The sequence below is a fragment of the Vibrio brasiliensis LMG 20546 genome, assembly GCF_000189255.1.
Classification (GTDB): domain Bacteria; phylum Pseudomonadota; class Gammaproteobacteria; order Enterobacterales; family Vibrionaceae; genus Vibrio; species Vibrio brasiliensis.
Window position 1 is genome coordinate 16,304 of record NZ_AEVS01000047.1, and the last position, 18,456, is coordinate 34,759.

Annotated in this window: 16 protein-coding genes and 1 pseudogene; 9 read left to right on the plus strand and 8 right to left on the minus strand. The window is 46.1% G+C overall.

The genetic code is table 11. From position 1 onward, the window contains the following. Window positions 1–40 precede the first annotated feature (40 nt). The 3 genes from lspA to ispH all read left to right on the plus strand — a co-directional run bounded on the left by lspA (window position 41) and on the right by ispH (window position 2,108). The gene (lspA, locus tag RH46_RS07600) at window positions 41–544 is read left to right on the plus strand and encodes a signal peptidase II (RefSeq protein WP_006878825.1); all 504 of its coding nucleotides are present in this window, start codon (window positions 41–43) and stop codon (window positions 542–544) included. Between the two features lie 142 nt (window positions 545–686). Further along, complete coding sequence (gene fkpB, locus RH46_RS07605) at window positions 687–1,118, plus strand: FKBP-type peptidyl-prolyl cis-trans isomerase (protein ID WP_006878826.1); 432 nt, start codon at window positions 687–689, stop codon at window positions 1,116–1,118. Window positions 1,119–1,142: 24 nt separating this feature from the next. After that, window positions 1,143–2,108, plus strand: a complete 966-nt coding sequence (ispH, locus tag RH46_RS07610; protein ID WP_006878827.1) for a 4-hydroxy-3-methylbut-2-enyl diphosphate reductase — start codon at window positions 1,143–1,145, stop codon at window positions 2,106–2,108. Between the two features lie 105 nt (window positions 2,109–2,213). Here ispH and RH46_RS07615 read toward each other — a convergent pair whose 3' ends face one another. Beyond that, window positions 2,214–3,698 carry a carbon starvation CstA family protein gene (locus RH46_RS07615; RefSeq protein ID WP_006878828.1) on the minus strand — a complete coding sequence of 495 codons (1,485 nt, stop codon included), beginning with the start codon at window positions 3,696–3,698 and terminating at the stop codon, window positions 2,214–2,216. A gap of 472 nt (window positions 3,699–4,170) precedes the next feature. On the opposite strand from RH46_RS07615, the gene RH46_RS07620 reads away from it, so the two are divergent. Further along, window positions 4,171–4,512, plus strand: a complete 342-nt coding sequence (locus RH46_RS07620) for a DUF2799 domain-containing protein (RefSeq protein WP_040895402.1) — start codon at window positions 4,171–4,173, stop codon at window positions 4,510–4,512. 63 nt (window positions 4,513–4,575) lie between these two features. Here the strand turns inward: RH46_RS07620 and murQ are convergent, their stop codons facing one another. Together murQ and RH46_RS07630 are read right to left on the minus strand one after the other, a co-directional pair. Then, window positions 4,576–5,502 carry an N-acetylmuramic acid 6-phosphate etherase gene (murQ, locus tag RH46_RS07625; protein WP_006878830.1) on the minus strand — a complete coding sequence of 309 codons (927 nt, stop codon included), beginning with the start codon at window positions 5,500–5,502 and terminating at the stop codon, window positions 4,576–4,578. 8 nt (window positions 5,503–5,510) lie between these two features. Then, window positions 5,511–6,626 (minus strand): anhydro-N-acetylmuramic acid kinase, encoded by a 1,116-nt coding sequence (locus tag RH46_RS07630; protein WP_006878831.1) that lies wholly within the window; start codon window positions 6,624–6,626, stop codon window positions 5,511–5,513. A gap of 99 nt (window positions 6,627–6,725) precedes the next feature. Between RH46_RS07630 and nagZ the strand changes: the two genes are divergently transcribed. Continuing rightward, the gene (nagZ, locus tag RH46_RS07635; protein ID WP_006878832.1) at window positions 6,726–7,712 is read left to right on the plus strand and encodes a beta-N-acetylhexosaminidase; all 987 of its coding nucleotides are present in this window, start codon (window positions 6,726–6,728) and stop codon (window positions 7,710–7,712) included. A gap of 47 nt (window positions 7,713–7,759) precedes the next feature. Here the strand turns inward: nagZ and btsR are convergent, their stop codons facing one another. Further along, window positions 7,760–8,479, minus strand: a complete 720-nt coding sequence (gene btsR, locus RH46_RS07640) for a two-component system response regulator BtsR (protein ID WP_006878833.1) — start codon at window positions 8,477–8,479, stop codon at window positions 7,760–7,762. A gap of 9 nt (window positions 8,480–8,488) precedes the next feature. Then, a pseudogene (locus RH46_RS07645) lies at window positions 8,489–10,166 on the minus strand (LytS/YhcK type 5TM receptor domain-containing protein). 239 nt (window positions 10,167–10,405) lie between these two features. Between RH46_RS07645 and RH46_RS07650 the strand changes: the two are divergent. Both RH46_RS07650 and tyrA read left to right on the plus strand, forming a co-directional pair. Then, window positions 10,406–11,479 (plus strand): 3-deoxy-7-phosphoheptulonate synthase, encoded by a 1,074-nt coding sequence (locus RH46_RS07650; protein WP_006878835.1) that lies wholly within the window; start codon window positions 10,406–10,408, stop codon window positions 11,477–11,479. Between the two features lie 23 nt (window positions 11,480–11,502). Beyond that, window positions 11,503–12,630, plus strand: a complete 1,128-nt coding sequence (tyrA, locus tag RH46_RS07655; protein ID WP_006878836.1) for a bifunctional chorismate mutase/prephenate dehydrogenase — start codon at window positions 11,503–11,505, stop codon at window positions 12,628–12,630. Between the two features lie 54 nt (window positions 12,631–12,684). Here tyrA and RH46_RS07660 read toward each other — a convergent pair whose 3' ends face one another. The 3 genes from RH46_RS07660 to ettA all read right to left on the minus strand — a co-directional run bounded on the left by RH46_RS07660 (window position 12,685) and on the right by ettA (window position 15,910). Beyond that, on the minus strand, window positions 12,685–13,689 hold the full coding sequence (locus RH46_RS07660) for a M23 family metallopeptidase (protein WP_006878837.1): 1,005 nt from the start codon (window positions 13,687–13,689) through the stop codon (window positions 12,685–12,687). A 12-nt stretch (window positions 13,690–13,701) separates the two neighbouring features. Then, entirely contained in the window at window positions 13,702–14,073 is a 372-nt protein-coding gene (locus RH46_RS07665) for a PilZ domain-containing protein (RefSeq protein WP_006878838.1), read from the minus strand. A 169-nt stretch (window positions 14,074–14,242) separates the two neighbouring features. Then, window positions 14,243–15,910 (minus strand): energy-dependent translational throttle protein EttA, encoded by a 1,668-nt coding sequence (gene ettA / locus RH46_RS07670; protein WP_006878839.1) that lies wholly within the window; start codon window positions 15,908–15,910, stop codon window positions 14,243–14,245. Window positions 15,911–16,169: 259 nt separating this feature from the next. On the opposite strand from ettA, the gene sltY reads away from it, so the two are divergent. Both sltY and trpR read left to right on the plus strand, forming a co-directional pair. After that, window positions 16,170–18,125: a murein transglycosylase gene (gene sltY, locus RH46_RS07675; protein WP_006878840.1), complete on the plus strand. Its 1,956-nt coding sequence runs from the start codon at window positions 16,170–16,172 to the stop codon at window positions 18,123–18,125. Window positions 18,126–18,139: 14 nt separating this feature from the next. Beyond that, window positions 18,140–18,430, plus strand: coding sequence for a trp operon repressor (gene trpR, locus RH46_RS07680; protein WP_006878841.1), 291 nt, complete (start codon window positions 18,140–18,142; stop codon window positions 18,428–18,430). The last annotated feature ends 26 nt before the right edge of the window (window positions 18,431–18,456 follow it).

Sequence of the window (18,456 nt, forward strand, 5' to 3'; positions counted from 1 at the left end):
ATAGCCCCAGTATCAACTGGGGTTATTTTTAGGATAAAAGATGTCAAATATTCCATTAAAGCAATCAGGTGTACGTTGGCTGTGGCTAGCGGTGGTTATCTTCCTTGCGGATATCGGTATTAAGCTATTCGTGATGGATAACATGGGTTATGGCTGGGCGAATCGAATAGAGGTATTACCTTTCTTCAATTTTCTTTATGTTCATAACTATGGAGCAGCGTTTAGTTTCTTAAGTGATCAAGCTGGCTGGCAACGCTGGTTATTTACCGGTATTGCATTTGCCGTAACGGGCATGCTGACGTATTGGATGAGTAAACTTCCAGCTGCGGAAAAGTGGAATAACATTGCGTATGCAATGATCATTGGTGGTGCGGTTGGTAACGTTTTCGACCGTGTTGTTCATGGCTTTGTGGTTGATTACCTCGACTTCTACTGGGGTAACTATCATTGGCCAGCATTCAATCTGGCTGACACTACCATCTGCATCGGTGCCGCGATGATTATCCTGGATGGCTTTCGTAACAAAGAAGACGCTAAAGCCTAATTCGTGATATATCGAATAACCCTAAGCGCTGTCGGTTGATTACGACGGCGCTTTTTAGTATACCCGTCTTGATTGATCCGCTGTGCTAAATTTGGCAGTGAGATAGCTATTAAAACAATAATGACACCAAGGAAGCAGTAACGTGACTACAATTGCCCAAGATTCAGCAGTAACTCTGCACTTTACGATTAAAATGAAAGACGGCTCTGTTGCAGACAGTACCCACAATATGGGCAAACCAGCCAAGCTTGTTATTGGTGACGGCAGTCTGAGTGATAACTTTGAGCAGTGCTTAATCGGCCTTAATGCTGGTGAGCAAAAAGCGATCGAACTTAAAGCTCAGGATGCGTTTGGTATGCCAAATCCAGACAATATTCACCATATGGACCGCACTAAGTTTGTGGGTGATGCAGAAGTTGAAGTCGGTACGATTATGGCTTTCTCAGGCCCTGATGGAATGGAAATTCCGGGAATTATTACTGAGATTGCTGGTGATTCAGTGACCGTCGACTTTAACCATCCTCTTGCTGGGCAGGATGTGACTTTTGAAGTTGAGATTTTGTCAGTAGAATAACCGCCCAAAGAAGAAAACGACGCCATGAGCAATGACATGAAAATTCTATTAGCCAACCCTCGCGGTTTTTGTGCCGGTGTAGATCGAGCGATCAGTATCGTAGAGCGTGCACTAGAACTGTACCAGCCACCAATTTATGTGCGCCACGAAGTGGTTCACAACCGTTTTGTCGTGGAAGGCCTAAAACAGCGCGGTGCGATCTTTGTTGAAGAGCTGCATGAAGTGCCAGACGACAATATCGTTATTTTCTCTGCTCATGGGGTCTCTCAGGCTGTGCGTAAAGAAGCGAAAGAGCGTGATCTTACGGTTTTCGATGCGACTTGCCCGTTGGTGACTAAAGTGCATATGGAAGTTGCTCGTGCGAGCCGCAAACATATGGAAGTGGTGTTGATTGGTCACGCGGGTCATCCTGAAGTTGAAGGTACCATGGGTCAGTACGCCAGTGACAAAGGCGGCATGTACCTGGTTGAGACGCCTGCTGATGTTGTCGCGCTTAAAGAGAAGGTGCGTGATCCAAGCCATTTGCATTATGTTAGCCAGACGACGCTTTCAGTAGACGAAACGGCTGATGTGATTGAAGAGCTACGTCGCGTATTCCCTGATATTCAGGGGCCTCGCAAAGATGATATTTGTTACGCGACTCAAAACCGTCAGGACGCAGTGCGTGAGATGGCGACAGACGTAGATGTTGTGATTGTTGTGGGTTCTAAGAACTCCTCTAACTCTACTCGTCTTAAAGAGTTGGCAGAAAAACTCGGTACGCCAGGCTATCTGACAGACTGTGCTGAAGATATCAAACCTGAATGGTTTGAAGGCAAGGTGAAAGTGGGTGTGACTGCTGGTGCTTCTGCCCCTGAAGAGTTGGTAAACAAAATCTTAGAACGAATTAAACAACTGGTTGGTACTCGTTCAGTAGAAGAAATTCAGGGACGCGAAGAGAACATGTTCTTCGAAGTGCCGAAAGAGTTGCAGATCAAGCAAGTCGATTAATCAATTATGATTACAGAAAACCAGCGTTTATCGCTGGTTTTTTTGTTTTGTTATCTAACTAAAAAGGCTCCCGAAGGAGCCTTGTCAAAGTAGCTTATAACTCGTTTATGCTGTTTCAGTAACCGCTTGTGGTTTCTCTTCGTCAGCAAGGTCAGTCTCACCTTTACCTTTAGAAGTCTTAATCACGTAACCTGCCGCAGCAAGCGCGAATAGAATACCTGAAATGGTTGAGATCTGGATTGGTAGACCGAAACCTAGCGTGCTGTTGTTCAGGATGAAAGTGACACACACAGTCGTCATAAACATCGCTGGAATAGTGGTAATCCAGTGTAGCTTGTTGTGACGAAGCAGGTAAGCCGACGCTGTCCAAAGCATCATTACAGCTGTTGATTGGTTAGCGAAGCCGAAGTAGCGCCAGATGATGCCAAAGTCTACCTGAGTGAGTACGCCACCGATAATGAATAGTGGTACTGCCATTAGCAGGCGGTTGCGTAGGGTTTTCTGTTCCATGTTGAAGTATTCAGCAAGGATAAGGCGGCTAGAGCGGAATGCCGTATCACCAGAAGTGATAGGCAGGATAACCACACCAAGGAAAGCAATAACACCACCAAATACACCCAGTAGGCCGAATGAAGCGCTGTATACTACGTTACCTGGACCACCGTTCTTAACCGCTTCAGAAAGTGATTCCAGAGAGCCGAAGAATGATAGTGCGATAGCACACCAGATCAGAGCGATGATACCTTCACCGATCATTGCTCCATAGAACACGAAGCGGCCATTCTTTTCATTTTCCATACAACGCGCCATTAGTGGTGACTGAGTCGCGTGGAAACCTGAAATTGCACCACATGCAATCGTGATGAATAGAGCAGGCCATAGTGGCATGTCGTTAGGGTTTAGGTTAGTCAGCATGTCGCTAACTTGGAAGTCACCCATTACTGTGTGTTCGCTTGAGAAGGCAACCGCTGTCATCAGGCCAACAGACATGAAGATCAGTAGTGCGCCAAACAGTGGGTAGAAGCGACCAATGATTTTATCGACCGGAACAATCGTTGCGATGATGTAGTAAGCGAAAATGGCAACAACCATAGTTGTCATGCTAACGTTCAGGCTAGTCTGATCATTAATCAGGTTAGTGATCATTCCTGCTGGAGCCGAAACGAATACTACGCCTACAAGAAGCAACAGAACAATGGCAAAGATGTTCATAAAGTGTTTTGCGCCATTGCCCAGGTAGCGACCTGTGATGGTTGGAACTGAAGCGCCACCGTTACGTACTGAAAGCATACCTGAGAAGTAGTCATGTACAGCACCAGCAAAGATACAGCCGATAACGATCCATAGCATTGCTGCCGGGCCGTAAAGAGCACCCATAATCGGACCAAAGATTGGACCTACGCCAGCAATATTAAGTAGTTGAACCAGGTAAACTTTCTTAGTCGACATTGGTACGTAATCGACACCATCTTGCTTGGTATGCGCAGGTGTTTGACGTTTTTCGTTAATACCAAAGATTTTCTCGACGAAAGCTCCGTAAAGAAAGTAGCCACCTATCAGGGCAGCAACACAGGTTAGAAACCACAACATAGCACTTGTTCCTTAGTGAAATTAAATAGGGTCTGTTGACCTTTTGAGCTGATTTTTGCAGCAGTTTGTGGGTTCTTTATTCAAGGCAGAGGCTTTGAAATGTATTGCTCTACCTGATAAAGCCTATAACGCAGAAGAAAGGAGCCACAAACGCTGCCCAAAGGGTTCGGCTGAAAGCGCTTTACTCTTTGTTGAGAGGTATCTTGCTTAGGATGACTAGGCTACGAACCTCTCGCCGCGACTAAAGCGCTTTCATCACGAACAAAATTTAACCGCAAAAGATCAACAGACCCTAAGCTCACCATGCATACTAAGTGTTTCCCCTGCAATCATCAGTCGCTTCTTCAGTGAGTGGTCGTATAGCAAAATGAGTGGTTTGCTCAGCGACTAAGTGGTTTTTTCAATCCGTGAGTGGCAATTGTTGAAGTTTAGTGGTTTGATTAGTAGTAGAAGATAAAGACAAGGAAAAACAATGAGAAAGATAATTGTCATGGCTATGTTGTCCGTTTTGGCTGCGTGTGCGAGCAGCCCAGAGCAACTCGCTAAACAGGGAGACTGGTATCAGATTGGTTATCAGGATGGTGTCAGCGGTCACACTCAGCGTTCATATAAAGAGTTGACCAACTTAGGTGCAGTGAAACAGGCTGATTACGAACTGGGTTATACCGAAGGTGTCTCTGAATATTGTAATCCAGATTTTGCCTACCAAATTGGTTTGTCAGGTCAGTATTACGAAGGTGTATGTGAAGGTACCGAAGGGGCACAAAAATTTCGCATGGAGTGGCAGCGCGGCTGGAGCGAACATCAGAACTAACCCTGCTGCAGTAAGAGATGCTTAGGGGGAGCAGAACGATTCGCTCCCCCGCTAACTTCTCAGTTAATCATTTTGATGGTGTTGTACCGCTTTACGTAAGAAGCCATCTTGCTTATCAAGTTTACTCTTGGCTTCAGCGACATCCATCCCGGTCAATATCATCAGAATAGCCAGTTTCACGTCATAGTCGGTCTGCTCTAAGGTCGCAGTAGCCTCGCTCTTATCACAGTCAGTAGCTTGCATCACAATGCGTGCTGCCCGGGCAACCAGTTTCTTGTTCGTCGCTTTCACATCCACCATCAGGTTCTGGTAACTCTTACCCAAGCGAATCATAGAGGCGGTAGTTAACATGTTGAGAACCAGCTTCTGCGCCGTACCAGACTTGAGGCGGGTTGAGCCAGTTAACGCTTCAGGACCGACAATCGGACTAATCGCTATCTGAGCAATATCAGCAATCGGCGAGTCAGGGTTGCACGAGAGTGCCACTGTCGTTGCGCCAATGTCGTTTGCGTACTCAAGGGCGCCAATGACATAAGGCGTTCTGCCACTCGCGGCTATGCCGACCACGACATCATTTTCGTCGAAGTTAATCGATTTGAGATCTTCCACGCCTAAAGTCAGTGAGTCTTCCGCCCCCTCCTTGGCTTTCAGGATTGCTTCTGGACCACCGGCAATCAGACCAATGACCATCTGATCTGAGACACCAAACGTCGGAGGACATTCTGATGCGTCCAGAACTCCGAGTCGACCGCTGGTACCTGCACCCATGTAGATCAGTCGTCCACCAACCTTAAACGCTGCCGTGATCTTATCGACAGCCAGAGCAATTTCAGGCAAAACCTTTTCAACGGCTAACGGAACTTGTTGATCCTGTTGATTGATTCGCTTGACGATTTCACTAGAAGGCAGCAGGTCGATATCCATGGTTTCCGGATTACGTCCTTCAGAAACTAAATGTGAAAGGGCAGCGATAAGCGCATCATTAGTCATAGTGGTCCTCATTTATCAGCAAAGTACATCACACCGAGGGAAGCCAGTTTTGAGGCCCCGGTGACTTCAGGCAAATTGCTTGGCTGATTGTGAATGCGGCGATAGGCGAGCCAAGCAAAGGCCATCGCTTCCATATTATTGCTGTCGACACCTTTATCATCGGTTGGCATTACCTGCCATTCTGGCAGCAGCTCCGCCAGGCGTTGCATTAGTAACGGATTATGAGCTCCGCCACCACAGGTAAGTAGCTCGGGATTGTCACCCAATTTGAACTTACTTACTTCATTAGCGATGGTTTGTGCAGTGTATTCACACAGAGTTCTCTGCACGTCAGCGACAGAGGTGCTGTAACGGCTGACAATGCTCTCTAACCAAGGGAGGTTAAACAGTTCACGTCCGGTACTTTTCGGTGCAGAGAGAGCCAGGTATGGCTCTTTTAGTAACTCGGACAGCAGAGCTTGGTCGATGTTCCCTTTACTGGCTAGTTGAGCATCTTTATCAAACGCTTTGCCCTCATGGAGATGACACCAGGCGTCCATCAACATATTGCCGGGGCCCGTATCATAGCCAATGACGGCTTGTTGCGGACGCAGCACTGATAGGTTGGCAATGCCGCCGATATTGAGTACCACAACCGTTGAGCCTTGCGATTGAAAGAGAGATTGGTGGAAAGCCGGGACTAACGGCGCCCCTTGTCCGCCTAAGGCAATATCTTTACGTCTGAAATCTGCGACCGTATCAATCTGTGTTAGGGCAGCAATAATATTGGCGTCACCGAGCTGGATCGTGAATGGCGTTTGCCCCCCTGGCTGGTGGAATACGGTTTGACCATGATTACCAATGGCAGTGATATCTGACGCTTTATGGCCGCTCTTGTCTAACAGAGCATGAACGGCTTGTGCATAGAGCTTACCGAGCAGGTGATCAATCTGTCCGATTTCAGGCAAGCTGGTTTGTTGGCCGAGTGCCACATCTAAAATACGTTGCTTGAGTGAATCTGGAATTGGGTGATCATAGCTATCCAGCAAGCGCACTTGATTATTGTCGATTTCAACCAGAGCCGTGTCGATCCCATCGAGGCTGGTGCCTGACATAATGCCAATGTATAACTCTTTTGTGGTCATGCTCAATTTTCGCTAACAGTGAGGTTTATCCATTGTAAACCGAGAATAATCCTAATAACCTCGGTAGCATAGCGAAATTCGGCTAGATGTGGAGAAATTATGGGACCGTTATGGGTCGATGTAGCTGGTTGTGAACTAACTGCAGAAGATAAAGAAATACTAGAGCACCCAACCGTGGGTGGGGTGATTCTATTTTCACGAAACTACCATGATAGCGAGCAGCTACTGGCGCTTAACAAAGCCATTCGTCACGCTGCCAAACGACCATTCCTGATCGGCGTTGATCAAGAGGGTGGACGAGTACAGAGATTCAGGGAAGGCTTCTCCAGAATCCCGGCTGCACAGCGATATGCTCAGGTGCCTGACAGTGAAGCACTTGCCCAGCAAGGTGGCTGGTTGATGGCCGCAGAGTTGATCGCTCACGATATTGATCTCAGTTTTGCGCCTGTTTTAGATCAGGGCCATGAGTGTAAAGCGATTGGCGATCGTGCTTTTGGTGAAGACAAAGAGACTATCTTGCGTCATAGCCTCGCTTACATGAAAGGGATGAAAGCGGTCGGAATGGCGACAACGGGTAAACACTTTCCGGGCCATGGTGGAGTGATTGCAGACTCACATTTAGAGACCCCGTTTGATAATCGCGATAATATTTTCGAGCAGGATATGTCGATCTTTAAAGCGCAAATCGACGCTGGAGTCCTCGATGCCATGATGCCAGCTCATGTGGTTTTTCCCCACTATGATGACCAGCCTGCCAGTGGTTCTGAATACTGGCTGAAACAGGTACTGCGTCAGCAGTTAGGCTTTAAGGGCATCGTCTTTTCCGATGACTTAAATATGGAAGGGGCTGCCATTATGGGCGGACCAGCGGAGCGTTCACATCAAGCCTTAGTCGCGGGTTGTGACATGTTGTTGTTGTGTAATAACCGTCAAGGACAGGTTGAAGTACTTGATAACCTGCCGATTATGGAAACTCCTGAAGCGACTAGCCTGCTTAAAAAGCAGAGCTTTACTCTGTCAGAGCTGCAACGCAGTGAAGAGTGGCGACAAGCCTCAGAAGCGATGAAGCGCATTATCGAAGCCTAATGACTAAGAGCCGCAATAGCGGCTCTTTTTTGTTGATAATTTCAGGCTCAATGAAAGCCGAGCATCTCTTTGAGGGTTTTCAGGTAACGTCGACTAACGGGGAGTGGGTGGTCACTGACGGTGATGATCTCAGCCAGTCCATTTTCTAATAGTTTAATCTCTTTAATTGCGCTGATATTAACTAAGAACTGGCGATGGCAGCGAACGAGATTGGTTTTCTCTTCGAGTATTTTCAATGTTAGTTGCGACGTCGCTTTCTGTTCATGGGTTTGGACATGAACACCGCTGATATCACTGTAAGCAAACTCAACATCCTTGGTTGGAATGATAACGATACGATTCAGACCAATACAAGGCACCTGATCTAAGCAGGGAGGAGTGATAGCTGCGACCTGTTCCTTACTAATCTGTTGCGACTTGAGCAGTCGGTTTACCGTTTTTTCGAGCCTCTGGATATCGACCGGTTTAAGAAGATAATCGAACGCATTATCTTCAAATGCCTGAACAGCAAACTCATCATAGGCAGTGACGAAAACCACTTTCGGCATCGTTTCTGGATCAAGCATCGCCAAAAGTTCAATACCGGTAATTTGCGGCATTTGAATATCAAGAAATACCACGTCAGGCTTGAGTTGATTGATTTTCTTAAGTCCTTCTATGGCATTGCTGGCTTGTTCGATAACGTGTATATGCCCAGTTTCTTCTAATAACTCTGTGAGCTCTTCACGAGCAAAAAGTTCGTCATCTATGACTAATGCAGACAGCATAATGATCCCTTAGTGAGAGTGTTCGCTGGGAATGATAAAGCTCATTCTAGTAAGTTGTTCCGGTTCCACTTCAATTGTGAGAGCCGAAGCACGACCAAATTTATTAGTTAAACGTTTATCGACTATCTCCATGCCTAAGCCTGCGTGGTCCTCCGCCGGCGGTGTGTAGCTTCCAGCATTGTCTTCAACAACAATCCTGAACCCTGACTCTTCCACCTGACTATAGATTCGAACCATACCGCCCGCTAATAGATTGGAGATACCGTGCTTGATGGCATTCTCTACCAGTGGTTGCAGGGTGAAGGTTGGTACTTTACGGCTGAGCAGGCTTTCCTCGATATCAATGGTGACTTCAAGGCGATCGGTAAAGCGAGCCTTTTCGATGGTCAGGTAAGCGTTGACGTGGGCGAGTTCTTCTTTGAGCGTCACCGTATCTATATCTTGCTTTAGGTTACTGCGGAAAAAGTGCGACAGATGCTGAATCAACTCTCTGGCTTTAGTTGGATCTCGACGAATAACCGCACTAATGGTGTTGAGTGCGTTAAACAGAAAGTGCGGGTTGACCTGCGCATGCAAGAGCTTGATTTCAGCCTGCGAAAGTAGCGCTTGTTTCTGTTGATAGTCGCCGAACAAGATTTGGCTAGAGAGAAGCTGAGCGATACCTTCAGCCATTGACATATTAATGGTCGAAAATAGCTTGCGTTTCGGTTCATACAACTTGATGGTGCCAATCACCTTTTCACCGGCGCGAAGAGGAATAATCAGTGCAGATCCAAGCTTACAATCTGCTGAAAGGGAGCACTGATAAGGTTTTTCTTTGCCATCAAGGTAGATGATATCGTTTTGCTGAATTGCATCTAAGGTGCTTTGTGATGAAATTGGTGTGTCTGGCTTATGGTGATCATCACCAATCCCCACAAAAGCGAGAATCTTTTCGTCATCAGTGATTGAGACCGCGCCTACATTGGTTTCTTCGTAGATTATGCGCGCGATTTTTTCTGCGTTTTGGGTATTAAAGCCTGAGGCTAAGATCCCCACTGAACGTTCAGCAATATTAAGTGCCCGGCGGGAGAAGGTCGCAGAGTACTCTTCAAAAATTGTTTTTCTATCGTGAAGAATACTCATAAACAGAGCGGCACCAACGGAGTTGGCAATGATCATCGGAGCTGCAATAGCTGAAACCAGGCTATATGCCTGATCAAATGGTTTAGCAACGATCAGAATGATCGCCATCTGCACTATTTCTGCTACGAGAGTGATCGCAAACACCACGCTCGGATTAAACAGCTGATCGGATTTCCCTTTACGTACAAGATAAATATGTAGCAGGCCGCCAATCAAACCTTCTGCGGTGGTTGAAATTGCACAGGCCAGATCGGTAAACCCACCGAGTGAGTATCGATGTAAGCCACCAGTCAATCCGACAAAGAAACCGACAACAGGACCGCCAAACAGGCCGCCCATCACTGCGCCTATTGCTCGTGTATTGGCAATGGCATCGTTAATCTGTAAACCAAAATAGGTCCCCATAATACAAAACAGCGAAAACAGGACGTAGACACTCAGTTTATGGCTAAGCCGATTGGAGATGTTCAGCAACGGCAGAAAAAATGGGCGTTTTACTTAGCATGTAAGCCAATACTAAGTAGACACACATCTGCTGTAAGAGAGAAAGAATCAGATCCATAGCAATAAAATCAGATGGGGTTTAGCCTCTATTTTAGAGAACAAACTGTCGAGAAAACATGCTTATCTCATATTTCGTTAATAAAGCATGCTAAAAGGAGTGGTGTAAAATTAAATTTACAATGGTGTTTTTTTAAGTTTACATATTGCAATCTTATTTCAGCCTGTTATTTTATGGTTATTCCAGCCCAATAGATACGGAATAATCTGGGTGTAAAAAATAATATACAGGTCGAAGTTATGCAGAAAAGTGAATTGAGCAATATTAACATTAGTGATGAACAGGTTCTGATTACCCCAGAAGAGCTAAAGGCGAAACTGCCTCTTAGCGATAATGCTCGTCGTTTTATTCAGGAATCACGTCAAACTATTGCTGACATTATTCATAAGAAAGACCACCGTTTGCTTGTGGTATGTGGTCCATGTTCAATTCACGATATCGATGCTGCGAAGGAATACGCAAAGCGTCTAAAAGCACTCTCAGAGCAACTGAGTGATCAACTGTATATTGTTATGCGTGTTTACTTTGAAAAACCACGTACCACTGTTGGCTGGAAAGGTCTGATCAATGACCCGCATCTGGATGGTTCTTTCGATATTGAACATGGTCTGCATGTTGGCCGTGAGTTGCTTGTTGATCTGGCTGAAATGGAAATTCCATTAGCTACTGAAGCCCTTGATCCAATCAGCCCACAATACTTAGCCGATACCTTTAGCTGGGCAGCAATTGGTGCACGTACTACTGAATCACAAACTCACCGTGAAATGGCAAGTGGTCTCTCTATGCCGATCGGCTTTAAGAACGGTACTGATGGTAGTTTGGCGACGGCAATCAATGCGATGCAGGCTGCGTCTTCAAGCCACCGTTTTATGGGTATAAACCGTGAAGGTCAAGTGGCACTATTGACGACACAAGGCAACCCTAATGGTCATGTGATCTTACGTGGTGGTAAGCAGACAAACTACGATTCAGTGTCAGTCACTGAGTGTGAGCAGGATATGGCTAAGTTTGGTCTGGATGCATCACTGATGATCGACTGTAGCCATGCTAACTCACGTAAAGATTTCCGCCGTCAGCCTTTGGTCGCTGAAGACGTGATTCATCAAATCCGCGAAGGCAACAAATCAATTATTGGTCTGATGATTGAAAGTCATATTAATGAGGGCAACCAGTCGTCTGATATTCCGTTGAATGAAATGCAATATGGTGTTTCTATCACCGACGCCTGTATCAATTGGGATACAACTGAGGCACTATTACGTCATGCACATGAAGAGCTAGTCCCTTTCCTAGAAGATCGCTTGAAAGGCTAAGTAAGAGAGCACAAGGAACATCAATGGCCGTTGAATTGAATGAATTGCGTGATCAGATTGACGCAGTAGATAAACAGATTCTGGATTTGTTAGCGCAGAGACTTTCACTCGTTGAGAAAGTCGGTGAAGTTAAAAGTGAGCATGGTTTACCGATTTATGCTCCAGACCGTGAAGCAGCGATGCTGGCTTCACGTCGTCAGGAAGCCGAGAAGAAAGGTGTTCCACCTCAGCTTATTGAAGACATTCTTCGTCGTACCATGCGTGAATCTTACGCTAGTGAGAAAGATTCTGGCTTTAAGTGTCTCAATCCAGAACTTCGCTCGGTAGTCATCGTTGGTGGTAACGGCCAACTAGGTGGTCTGTTTGGCCGCATGTTCAAGCTCTCAGGCTATGAGGTCAAAGTTCTGGGCAGTAAAGACTGGGACCACGCAGACGAGCTGTTAGAAAATGCAGGTATGGTCGTGGTTACTGTGCCAATCCATCTGACTGAAGGTGTGATTGAGAAGCTGGGCAAGTTACCTAAAGATTGTATCTTATGTGATTTAACTTCGATTAAGTCGAAACCGTTGCAGGCGATGCTAAACGTGCATCAGGGGCCCGTTGTTGGCTTACACCCGATGTTTGGTCCAGATGTTCCTAGCTTAGCTAAGCAGGTCATTGTCTACTGTGACGGTCGTGGTGAAGAGAGCTACCAGTGGTTACTGAAACAGTTCTCTATCTGGGGAGCAAGTTTGTGTCAGATTGATGCAAGCGAACATGACCACGGCATGACCCTGATTCAGGCACTGCGTCACTTTACGTCTTTTGCTTACGGTCTTCATCTAAGTCGTGAGAATCCGAACATTGATAAGTTACTTAAGTTAAGTTCACCGATTTACCGCTTAGAATTGGCAATGGTAGGTCGACTGTTTGGTCAGGATCCTAACCTATACGGTGATATCATTCTCTCTTCCCAAGAGAATATTGATATGATCAAGCGATTCCACCGCTGTTTTGGCGAGGCTTTGGAAATCCTCGATGGTAAAGACAAACAGGCGTTTGTTGACAGCTTTGACAAGGTGAGTGACTGGTTCGGCGACTACTCGCAGCAGTTCCTTGATGAAAGCCAGAATTTGCTTAAACAAGCTAACGACTCTATTCATCGCGGATAGCACTAGAAATGAAAAAAGAGCGACCTTTGGGTCGCTCTTTTTGTAGGTCTGCTATTACTGAACAAGCACAGGTTCAGCCTGAGACTCCTGGTCATTTTTCACTGTATTGACTGAGTTGTCCTGATAAGGCTTATTAGTCAGATTGACCTGAAGTCTTACCGTCTCATCAATAATCTTAACCAGTGGTGCCCATTTAACTTTTTTCTCTTTTTCAAACAGGTAGTTAAAGTTTTCAGGTGTCCAGTCCATCGTATATTGAGGATTGAGCGCACGACCTAAAAATCTTACTTCATAGTGTAAGTGAGGGCCGGTAGAGTTGCCTGAGTTACCACAGGTTGCAATCAGGTCACCCTTACTAACAAACTGACCGCTACGAACTTTAAATTTAGCCAGGTGAGCGTAGGAGCTCATAAAACCGAATGAGTGGCGCAGTGTCAGGAAGTTTCCGAATCCTTTGGAACTTGGACGTACGGTTTCGACCACACCATCTGCAGGTGCATAGATCTCTTCACCACGTTTACAGGTCAGATCAATACCAGTGTGAGTATGACGTTTTCCGGTAATTGGGTTGGTGCGTCGGCCATATGATGAGGAAATACGCTGATAATTAAGTGGCGTATCATTTGGGATCATACGAAACATAGTTGCACGCACGGCAGAATCGACAGCGGCAGCATCAAGGCGACCTTCCAGATCATGCTCATCTGTCAGTGCTTCATCGGCAAGGCCCAGTACTGACTCAACATCGTAGACGCGTTTACCCAGTAGGTGGATCTGATTGCGTTTATCTTCCAGCTCTTGTGATAAGGAGTGAGTGGTGTCGACTTGCTCTTCGTAGAGCATCTCTAACTCATCTCTGGCTTGCTCGACCACACTAAGTTTATCGATAAGCGCATTATATTTTTGCTCAGAGACCTGCTGCTGTTGCCAATAATAAACACCAGCTGAACCTAGCGTTGCAAACACCAGGATAGAGGAGATAACGAAACTTTTTCTTGAAATATAGAAGTGCTGTACCCCTGAAGAGTCAGGGATAGAAATAGTAATTTTCTTTGACATAAGCTAGTTAGACTAGGTGTACTCACCTAAATCAGATAGGTGTTCGATGTCCCGGTGTAACAGGTCATCATCACCTACATTTAGTTCGACCAACCGCCTCAAATGCCCGATACTCTCAATATCAATATGATCAATGCTAAGACGAATCACATTGTTATTAAGGCCAACGATATTCCCTACAAGTTGGATCGTAACATCACTTCCTGGAAGCGAAAATTCAACATCAACTTGTTTACCTGAATCCAGTAAGTCTGACTGCTCACTCGTCATCAACAGACCGTGTAGCGAAAGGTCGCTAACAAGAGCTGTAACTTGGGTAGATTCTTGTGTCAGTAGTGCTTGTGCTTGGTAAACAATTCGCGAAAAACGACGGCGTTCGATCATAACTTTCTCTCTTTATTGCAACTCGTAAGAGTATCAAAACTAAAGTGGCCACTATGCGCGCTTGTTCGCATTCTTCGCTTTATCAATACGGTCAATTATCCGTATTGTGAGCTATATAATAAAGGCCGCTATATTAGCGGCCTTTGCACAAATTTCAAGCAATATCACATTATTTGGCAATACGCTTGTATTTGATACGATGCGGTTCCGCAGCTTCTGGACCAAGGGTCTTCTTCAACCACTCCATATACTCAGTATAGTTACCTTCGTAGAAGTTCACTTGACCTTCATCGCGGTAGTCGATGATATGAGTCGCGATACGGTCTAGGAACCAACGGTCGTGCGAGATAACCATTGCACAACCAGGGAACTCAAGTAGAGCTTCTTCTAGTGCACGTAGCGTTTCAACGTCAAGGTCGTTGGTCGGTTCATCGAGTAACAGTACGTTGCCGCCAGCTTTAAGTAGCTTGGCAAGGTGGACTCGGTTGCGCTCACCACCAGATAGCTCACCGATAACTTTCTGTTGGTCTGAACCTTTAAAGTTGAAGCGTGAACAGTATGCGCGAGCCGGGATTTCGAAGTTGTTGATCTTGATGATATCAGCGCCTTCAGAGATCTCTTGGTAAACCGTCTTCGAATCATCCATAGAGTCACGGAACTGGTCAACAGACGCTAGCTTAACCGTATCACCCATTTCAATCGTGCCCGAGTCAGGTTGTTCTGTGCCGCTTAGCATCTTGAACAGTGTCGACTTACCCGCACCGTTAGCACCGATAATACCTACGATTGCACCTTTAGGGATGTTGAATGATAGATCATCAATCAGTACACGGCCGTCAAATGACTTGGTCAGGTTGTTTACTTCGATAACCTTGTCACCCAGACGCTCACCTGGCGGGATGAATAGTTCGTTAGTTTCGTTACGCTTCTGACGGTCACCGCTTTGTAGTTCTTCAAAACGAGCCATACGCGCTTTAGATTTAGACTGACGGCCTTTAGGGTTTTGACGAACCCACTCAAGCTCTTTCTCAATCGTCTTCTGACGAGCTTTTTCTTGAGACGCTTCTTGTTGTAGACGCGCATCTTTCTGCTCTAGCCAAGAAGTGTAGTTACCTTGCCAAGGAATACCTTCACCACGGTCAAGTTCTAGAATCCAGCCAGCAGCGTTGTCGAGGAAGTAACGGTCGTGGGTGATTGCCACAACAGTACCTGTGTAATCGACAAGGAAGCGTTCTAGCCAAGCGACAGATTCTGCGTCCAGGTGGTTGGTTGGTTCGTCAAGAAGCAGCATATCTGGCTTCGACAGTAGTAGACGACAGATAGCGACACGACGACGCTCACCACCAGACAGGTGTTCGATTTTCTGATCCCACTCAGGTAGACGTAGTGCGTCAGCAGCACGCTCCAGAGCGTTCTCAAGGTTATGACCTTCTTTTGCTTGGATCAGTGCTTCTAATTCGCCTTGCTCTTTAGCAAGAGCGTCGAAGTCAGCATCTGGTTCTGCGTACGCAGCGTATACTTCGTCAAGACGCTTCATTGCACCTGCCACGTCAGAAACCGCTTCTTCAACGATTTCACGAACGGTTTTCGATTCATCCAGAACAGGTTCTTGAGGAAGGTAGCCAACATTAAGGCCAGGTTGTGGACGCGCTTCACCGTCGATATCAGTATCGATACCCGCCATGATGCGTAGGAGGGTAGATTTACCCGCACCGTTCAGACCCAAAACACCGATTTTTGCGCCAGGGAAGAAGCTTAGAGAGATGTCTTTAAGAATTTGTCGCTTTGGTGGCACAATTTTGCTCACTCGCGACATGGTATATACGTATTCAGCCATTGCCGATCGTTCCTAAATAGTCAATTCACGTAAATGGTTATTTTATACTAACCGCGAGCAGTTTGTTACTAGAGAAACGGCGCGCTTTGTTATCAATGAAATATAATGGTGATTAAACGCGCAACACTTCACCCAAAGCAAGCCAAATGTCACAGTTATGTGAATTTATTATTATTTACATCTCCGCGCTTTACAGGTCTGATTACAATAAGTCTTAATAAGGAACATCATAGCTTTCTATTCTCCAGGACGAGCATATATGACGCAGACTTTCCGAAAGTCGCTGCATCGCATTTCTTCATCGGTTGTTCTTTTTTCTTCGATGATATGCAGCGCAACCTTCGCCACATCTGTGGTGGCAGCTGATTTAAAACAGCAACGAGATTTGTATGACCAGGCGCAAGAGTTATTAGATGCTAAGCAAGTTGCACAGTATCTGAAAATTCGCCCCCAAATCGCAGACTATCCACTTACTCCGTATATCGATTATCGAAGCTTTCTGGTCGATCTTGGCAAGCGTTCACCAAGTGAAGTGGAAACCTTTATCAATGAACACCAAAGTTTCCCGTTCTCGACCAGAATACGTGCGCCTTACCTTGATGCCCTTGCAAAACAAGGTGACTGGAAAACCATTTTAGCTTTCCAGACCAAGGAGCCGCGTGGCGAAACCTACCAATGTCACTATTACAACGCTCATGCCCAGCAGGGAGACCAAAAACTTGCTTTTGATGGGGCAAGTAAACTCTGGCTCTCAGGGCATAGCATCGCTGATGCCTGTGATCCGCTGTTTGAGGCATGGGATAAAGCCGGATTAAAAAGCGATCAAATGGTCATAGACCGTATGCTGTTGGCGTTTGAGTCGAGAAACGGCACTTTGATGAATTACCTCAAAAAGCAGGTCGATTCAAAGCAAGCAAAACGTCAGGCTGATGAGATGAAAGCACTCTTTTCTAAGCCAGAGTCAGTGGCGGAATTTGCTAAAAAGAGCAAGATAACCCCGTTTAATCAAAAACTCTCCGAACTGGCGCTGAAGAAACTCGCTCGTAAGGATGTGAAGCTGGCTCAAGAGCAGTTTAGCCGCGTAGTAAAGGGGCAAAAGTTAGTAAAAGAGACGCAACAGTCCTTGGCTGACTACATCTCGTTTCGTCTGATTAATACAGATTCCTCTTCACTCGCCAAGTGGCGTGACAGCCAGATTAAAACCTCATCAAGTATTGCTCTGATCGAGCGCCGTGTTCGTTTAGCCATTCAGGATGCTGACTGGAAAGGTGTCGCAGAGTGGATTGCTCGACTACCTGAAAGTTCTCAGCAAAGTTTACGTTGGCAGTACTGGTTGGGTCGGAGTGAAATCGAGCGTGGTCAGGGTGTTAAAGGTCAGCTGCGTATGGAGCAGCTGATTGGTCAGCGTAACTTCTATAGTGTTGCTGCGGCAAAAGAACTCAAGCGTTCGATTGAGTACCCAACTTCGGAGATTTCACTCGATAAAAGCCTAATCAAAACGTTCAATACCGATCTGATTCGAATTGAAGAGTTGATAGACCGAGATAAGATCACCGCCGCGAAGAGTGAGTGGCGCTGGTTGTTAGAACGAGCGGATAAGCAACAGCGAGAGATGCTGGCAGCGTTTGCCTCTTTTAAAGGTTGGCACCACTTAACAGTGACTGCGAGTATCAAGGCTAAAATGTGGGACAATCTGCAAATTCGTTTCCCGGTTGCCCACCGCTGGTGGTTTAACTTCTATGCTGATAAGCACAGCATAGATCCAATCACGCTGATGTCGCTGGCTCGTCAGGAGAGTGCGATGGATATCGAAGCCAGATCTCCGGTTGGCGCGCGAGGCATCATGCAGATCATGCCATCCACCGCAAAGTATACGGCGAGAAAGTACAAGCTTACCTATCAGGGAACGCAGGACCTTTACGAAGTTGGCAAGAACATTGAAATCGGCAGTCATTATCTTGATGGGCTGTTAAAACAGTACGATAACAATCGAATTTTTGCTTTAGCAGCGTATAATGCAGGGCCTCATCGAGTGAAAACCTGGCGAAACCGGACCCAGGGAAAACTGGACGCTTATGCCTTTATAGAAGCGATACCATTCAAAGAGACGCGTGGGTATGTACAGAATATCCTGATGTTTGAAACCTATTATCGGGAGGTGTTAGGTGTGGATGGTGCTTTCTTAAATCAGCATGAGTTGAACGCGAAATACTAGCGAGCACCTTATCAATGTCATTGGAACCAGAATACAAAGAGTGGCAACAGATCTTAGATTTGATCGACCAAAGTACTCAATCTCAACAGCATGAAATGTTACTGACCATGCTACTGACCCCAGATGAGCGAGAGGCTTTAGTTGCGAGAGTTAATATCTTCCGTGAGCTGCTGAAAGGCGAGTTATCTCAGCGCCAGATAAGTCAGATGCTAGGTGTTGGCATTGCGACAATAACTCGTGGTTCCAATGAGCTAAAATCGAAAAGCGCTGATGAAAAGCAAGCCATTGACTCAGTTGCTGGATAAAAAATAAGGATGCTAACGCATCCTTA

What these genes read in the sequence shown, in the direction of transcription:
- ettA (WP_006878839.1), bottom strand. Translation starts at nt 15,910, where the DNA reads ATGGCTGAATACGTATATACCATGTCGCGAGTGAGCAAAATTGTGCCA.
- sltY (WP_006878840.1), top strand. Translation starts at nt 16,170, where the DNA reads ATGACGCAGACTTTCCGAAAGTCGCTGCATCGCATTTCTTCATCGGTT.
- btsR (WP_006878833.1), bottom strand. Translation starts at nt 8,479, where the DNA reads ATGCTGTCTGCATTAGTCATAGATGACGAACTTTTTGCTCGTGAAGAG.
- RH46_RS07620 (WP_040895402.1), top strand. Translation starts at nt 4,171, where the DNA reads ATGAGAAAGATAATTGTCATGGCTATGTTGTCCGTTTTGGCTGCGTGT.
- tyrA (WP_006878836.1), top strand. Translation starts at nt 11,503, where the DNA reads ATGGCCGTTGAATTGAATGAATTGCGTGATCAGATTGACGCAGTAGAT.
- trpR (WP_006878841.1), top strand. Translation starts at nt 18,140, where the DNA reads ATGTCATTGGAACCAGAATACAAAGAGTGGCAACAGATCTTAGATTTG.
- ispH (WP_006878827.1), top strand. Translation starts at nt 1,143, where the DNA reads ATGAGCAATGACATGAAAATTCTATTAGCCAACCCTCGCGGTTTTTGT.
- murQ (WP_006878830.1), bottom strand. Translation starts at nt 5,502, where the DNA reads ATGACTAATGATGCGCTTATCGCTGCCCTTTCACATTTAGTTTCTGAA.
- RH46_RS07665 (WP_006878838.1), bottom strand. Translation starts at nt 14,073, where the DNA reads ATGATCGAACGCCGTCGTTTTTCGCGAATTGTTTACCAAGCACAAGCA.
- nagZ (WP_006878832.1), top strand. Translation starts at nt 6,726, where the DNA reads ATGGGACCGTTATGGGTCGATGTAGCTGGTTGTGAACTAACTGCAGAA.
- RH46_RS07660 (WP_006878837.1), bottom strand. Translation starts at nt 13,689, where the DNA reads ATGTCAAAGAAAATTACTATTTCTATCCCTGACTCTTCAGGGGTACAG.
- lspA (WP_006878825.1), top strand. Translation starts at nt 41, where the DNA reads ATGTCAAATATTCCATTAAAGCAATCAGGTGTACGTTGGCTGTGGCTA.
- RH46_RS07650 (WP_006878835.1), top strand. Translation starts at nt 10,406, where the DNA reads ATGCAGAAAAGTGAATTGAGCAATATTAACATTAGTGATGAACAGGTT.
- RH46_RS07630 (WP_006878831.1), bottom strand. Translation starts at nt 6,626, where the DNA reads ATGACCACAAAAGAGTTATACATTGGCATTATGTCAGGCACCAGCCTC.
- RH46_RS07615 (WP_006878828.1), bottom strand. Translation starts at nt 3,698, where the DNA reads ATGTTGTGGTTTCTAACCTGTGTTGCTGCCCTGATAGGTGGCTACTTT.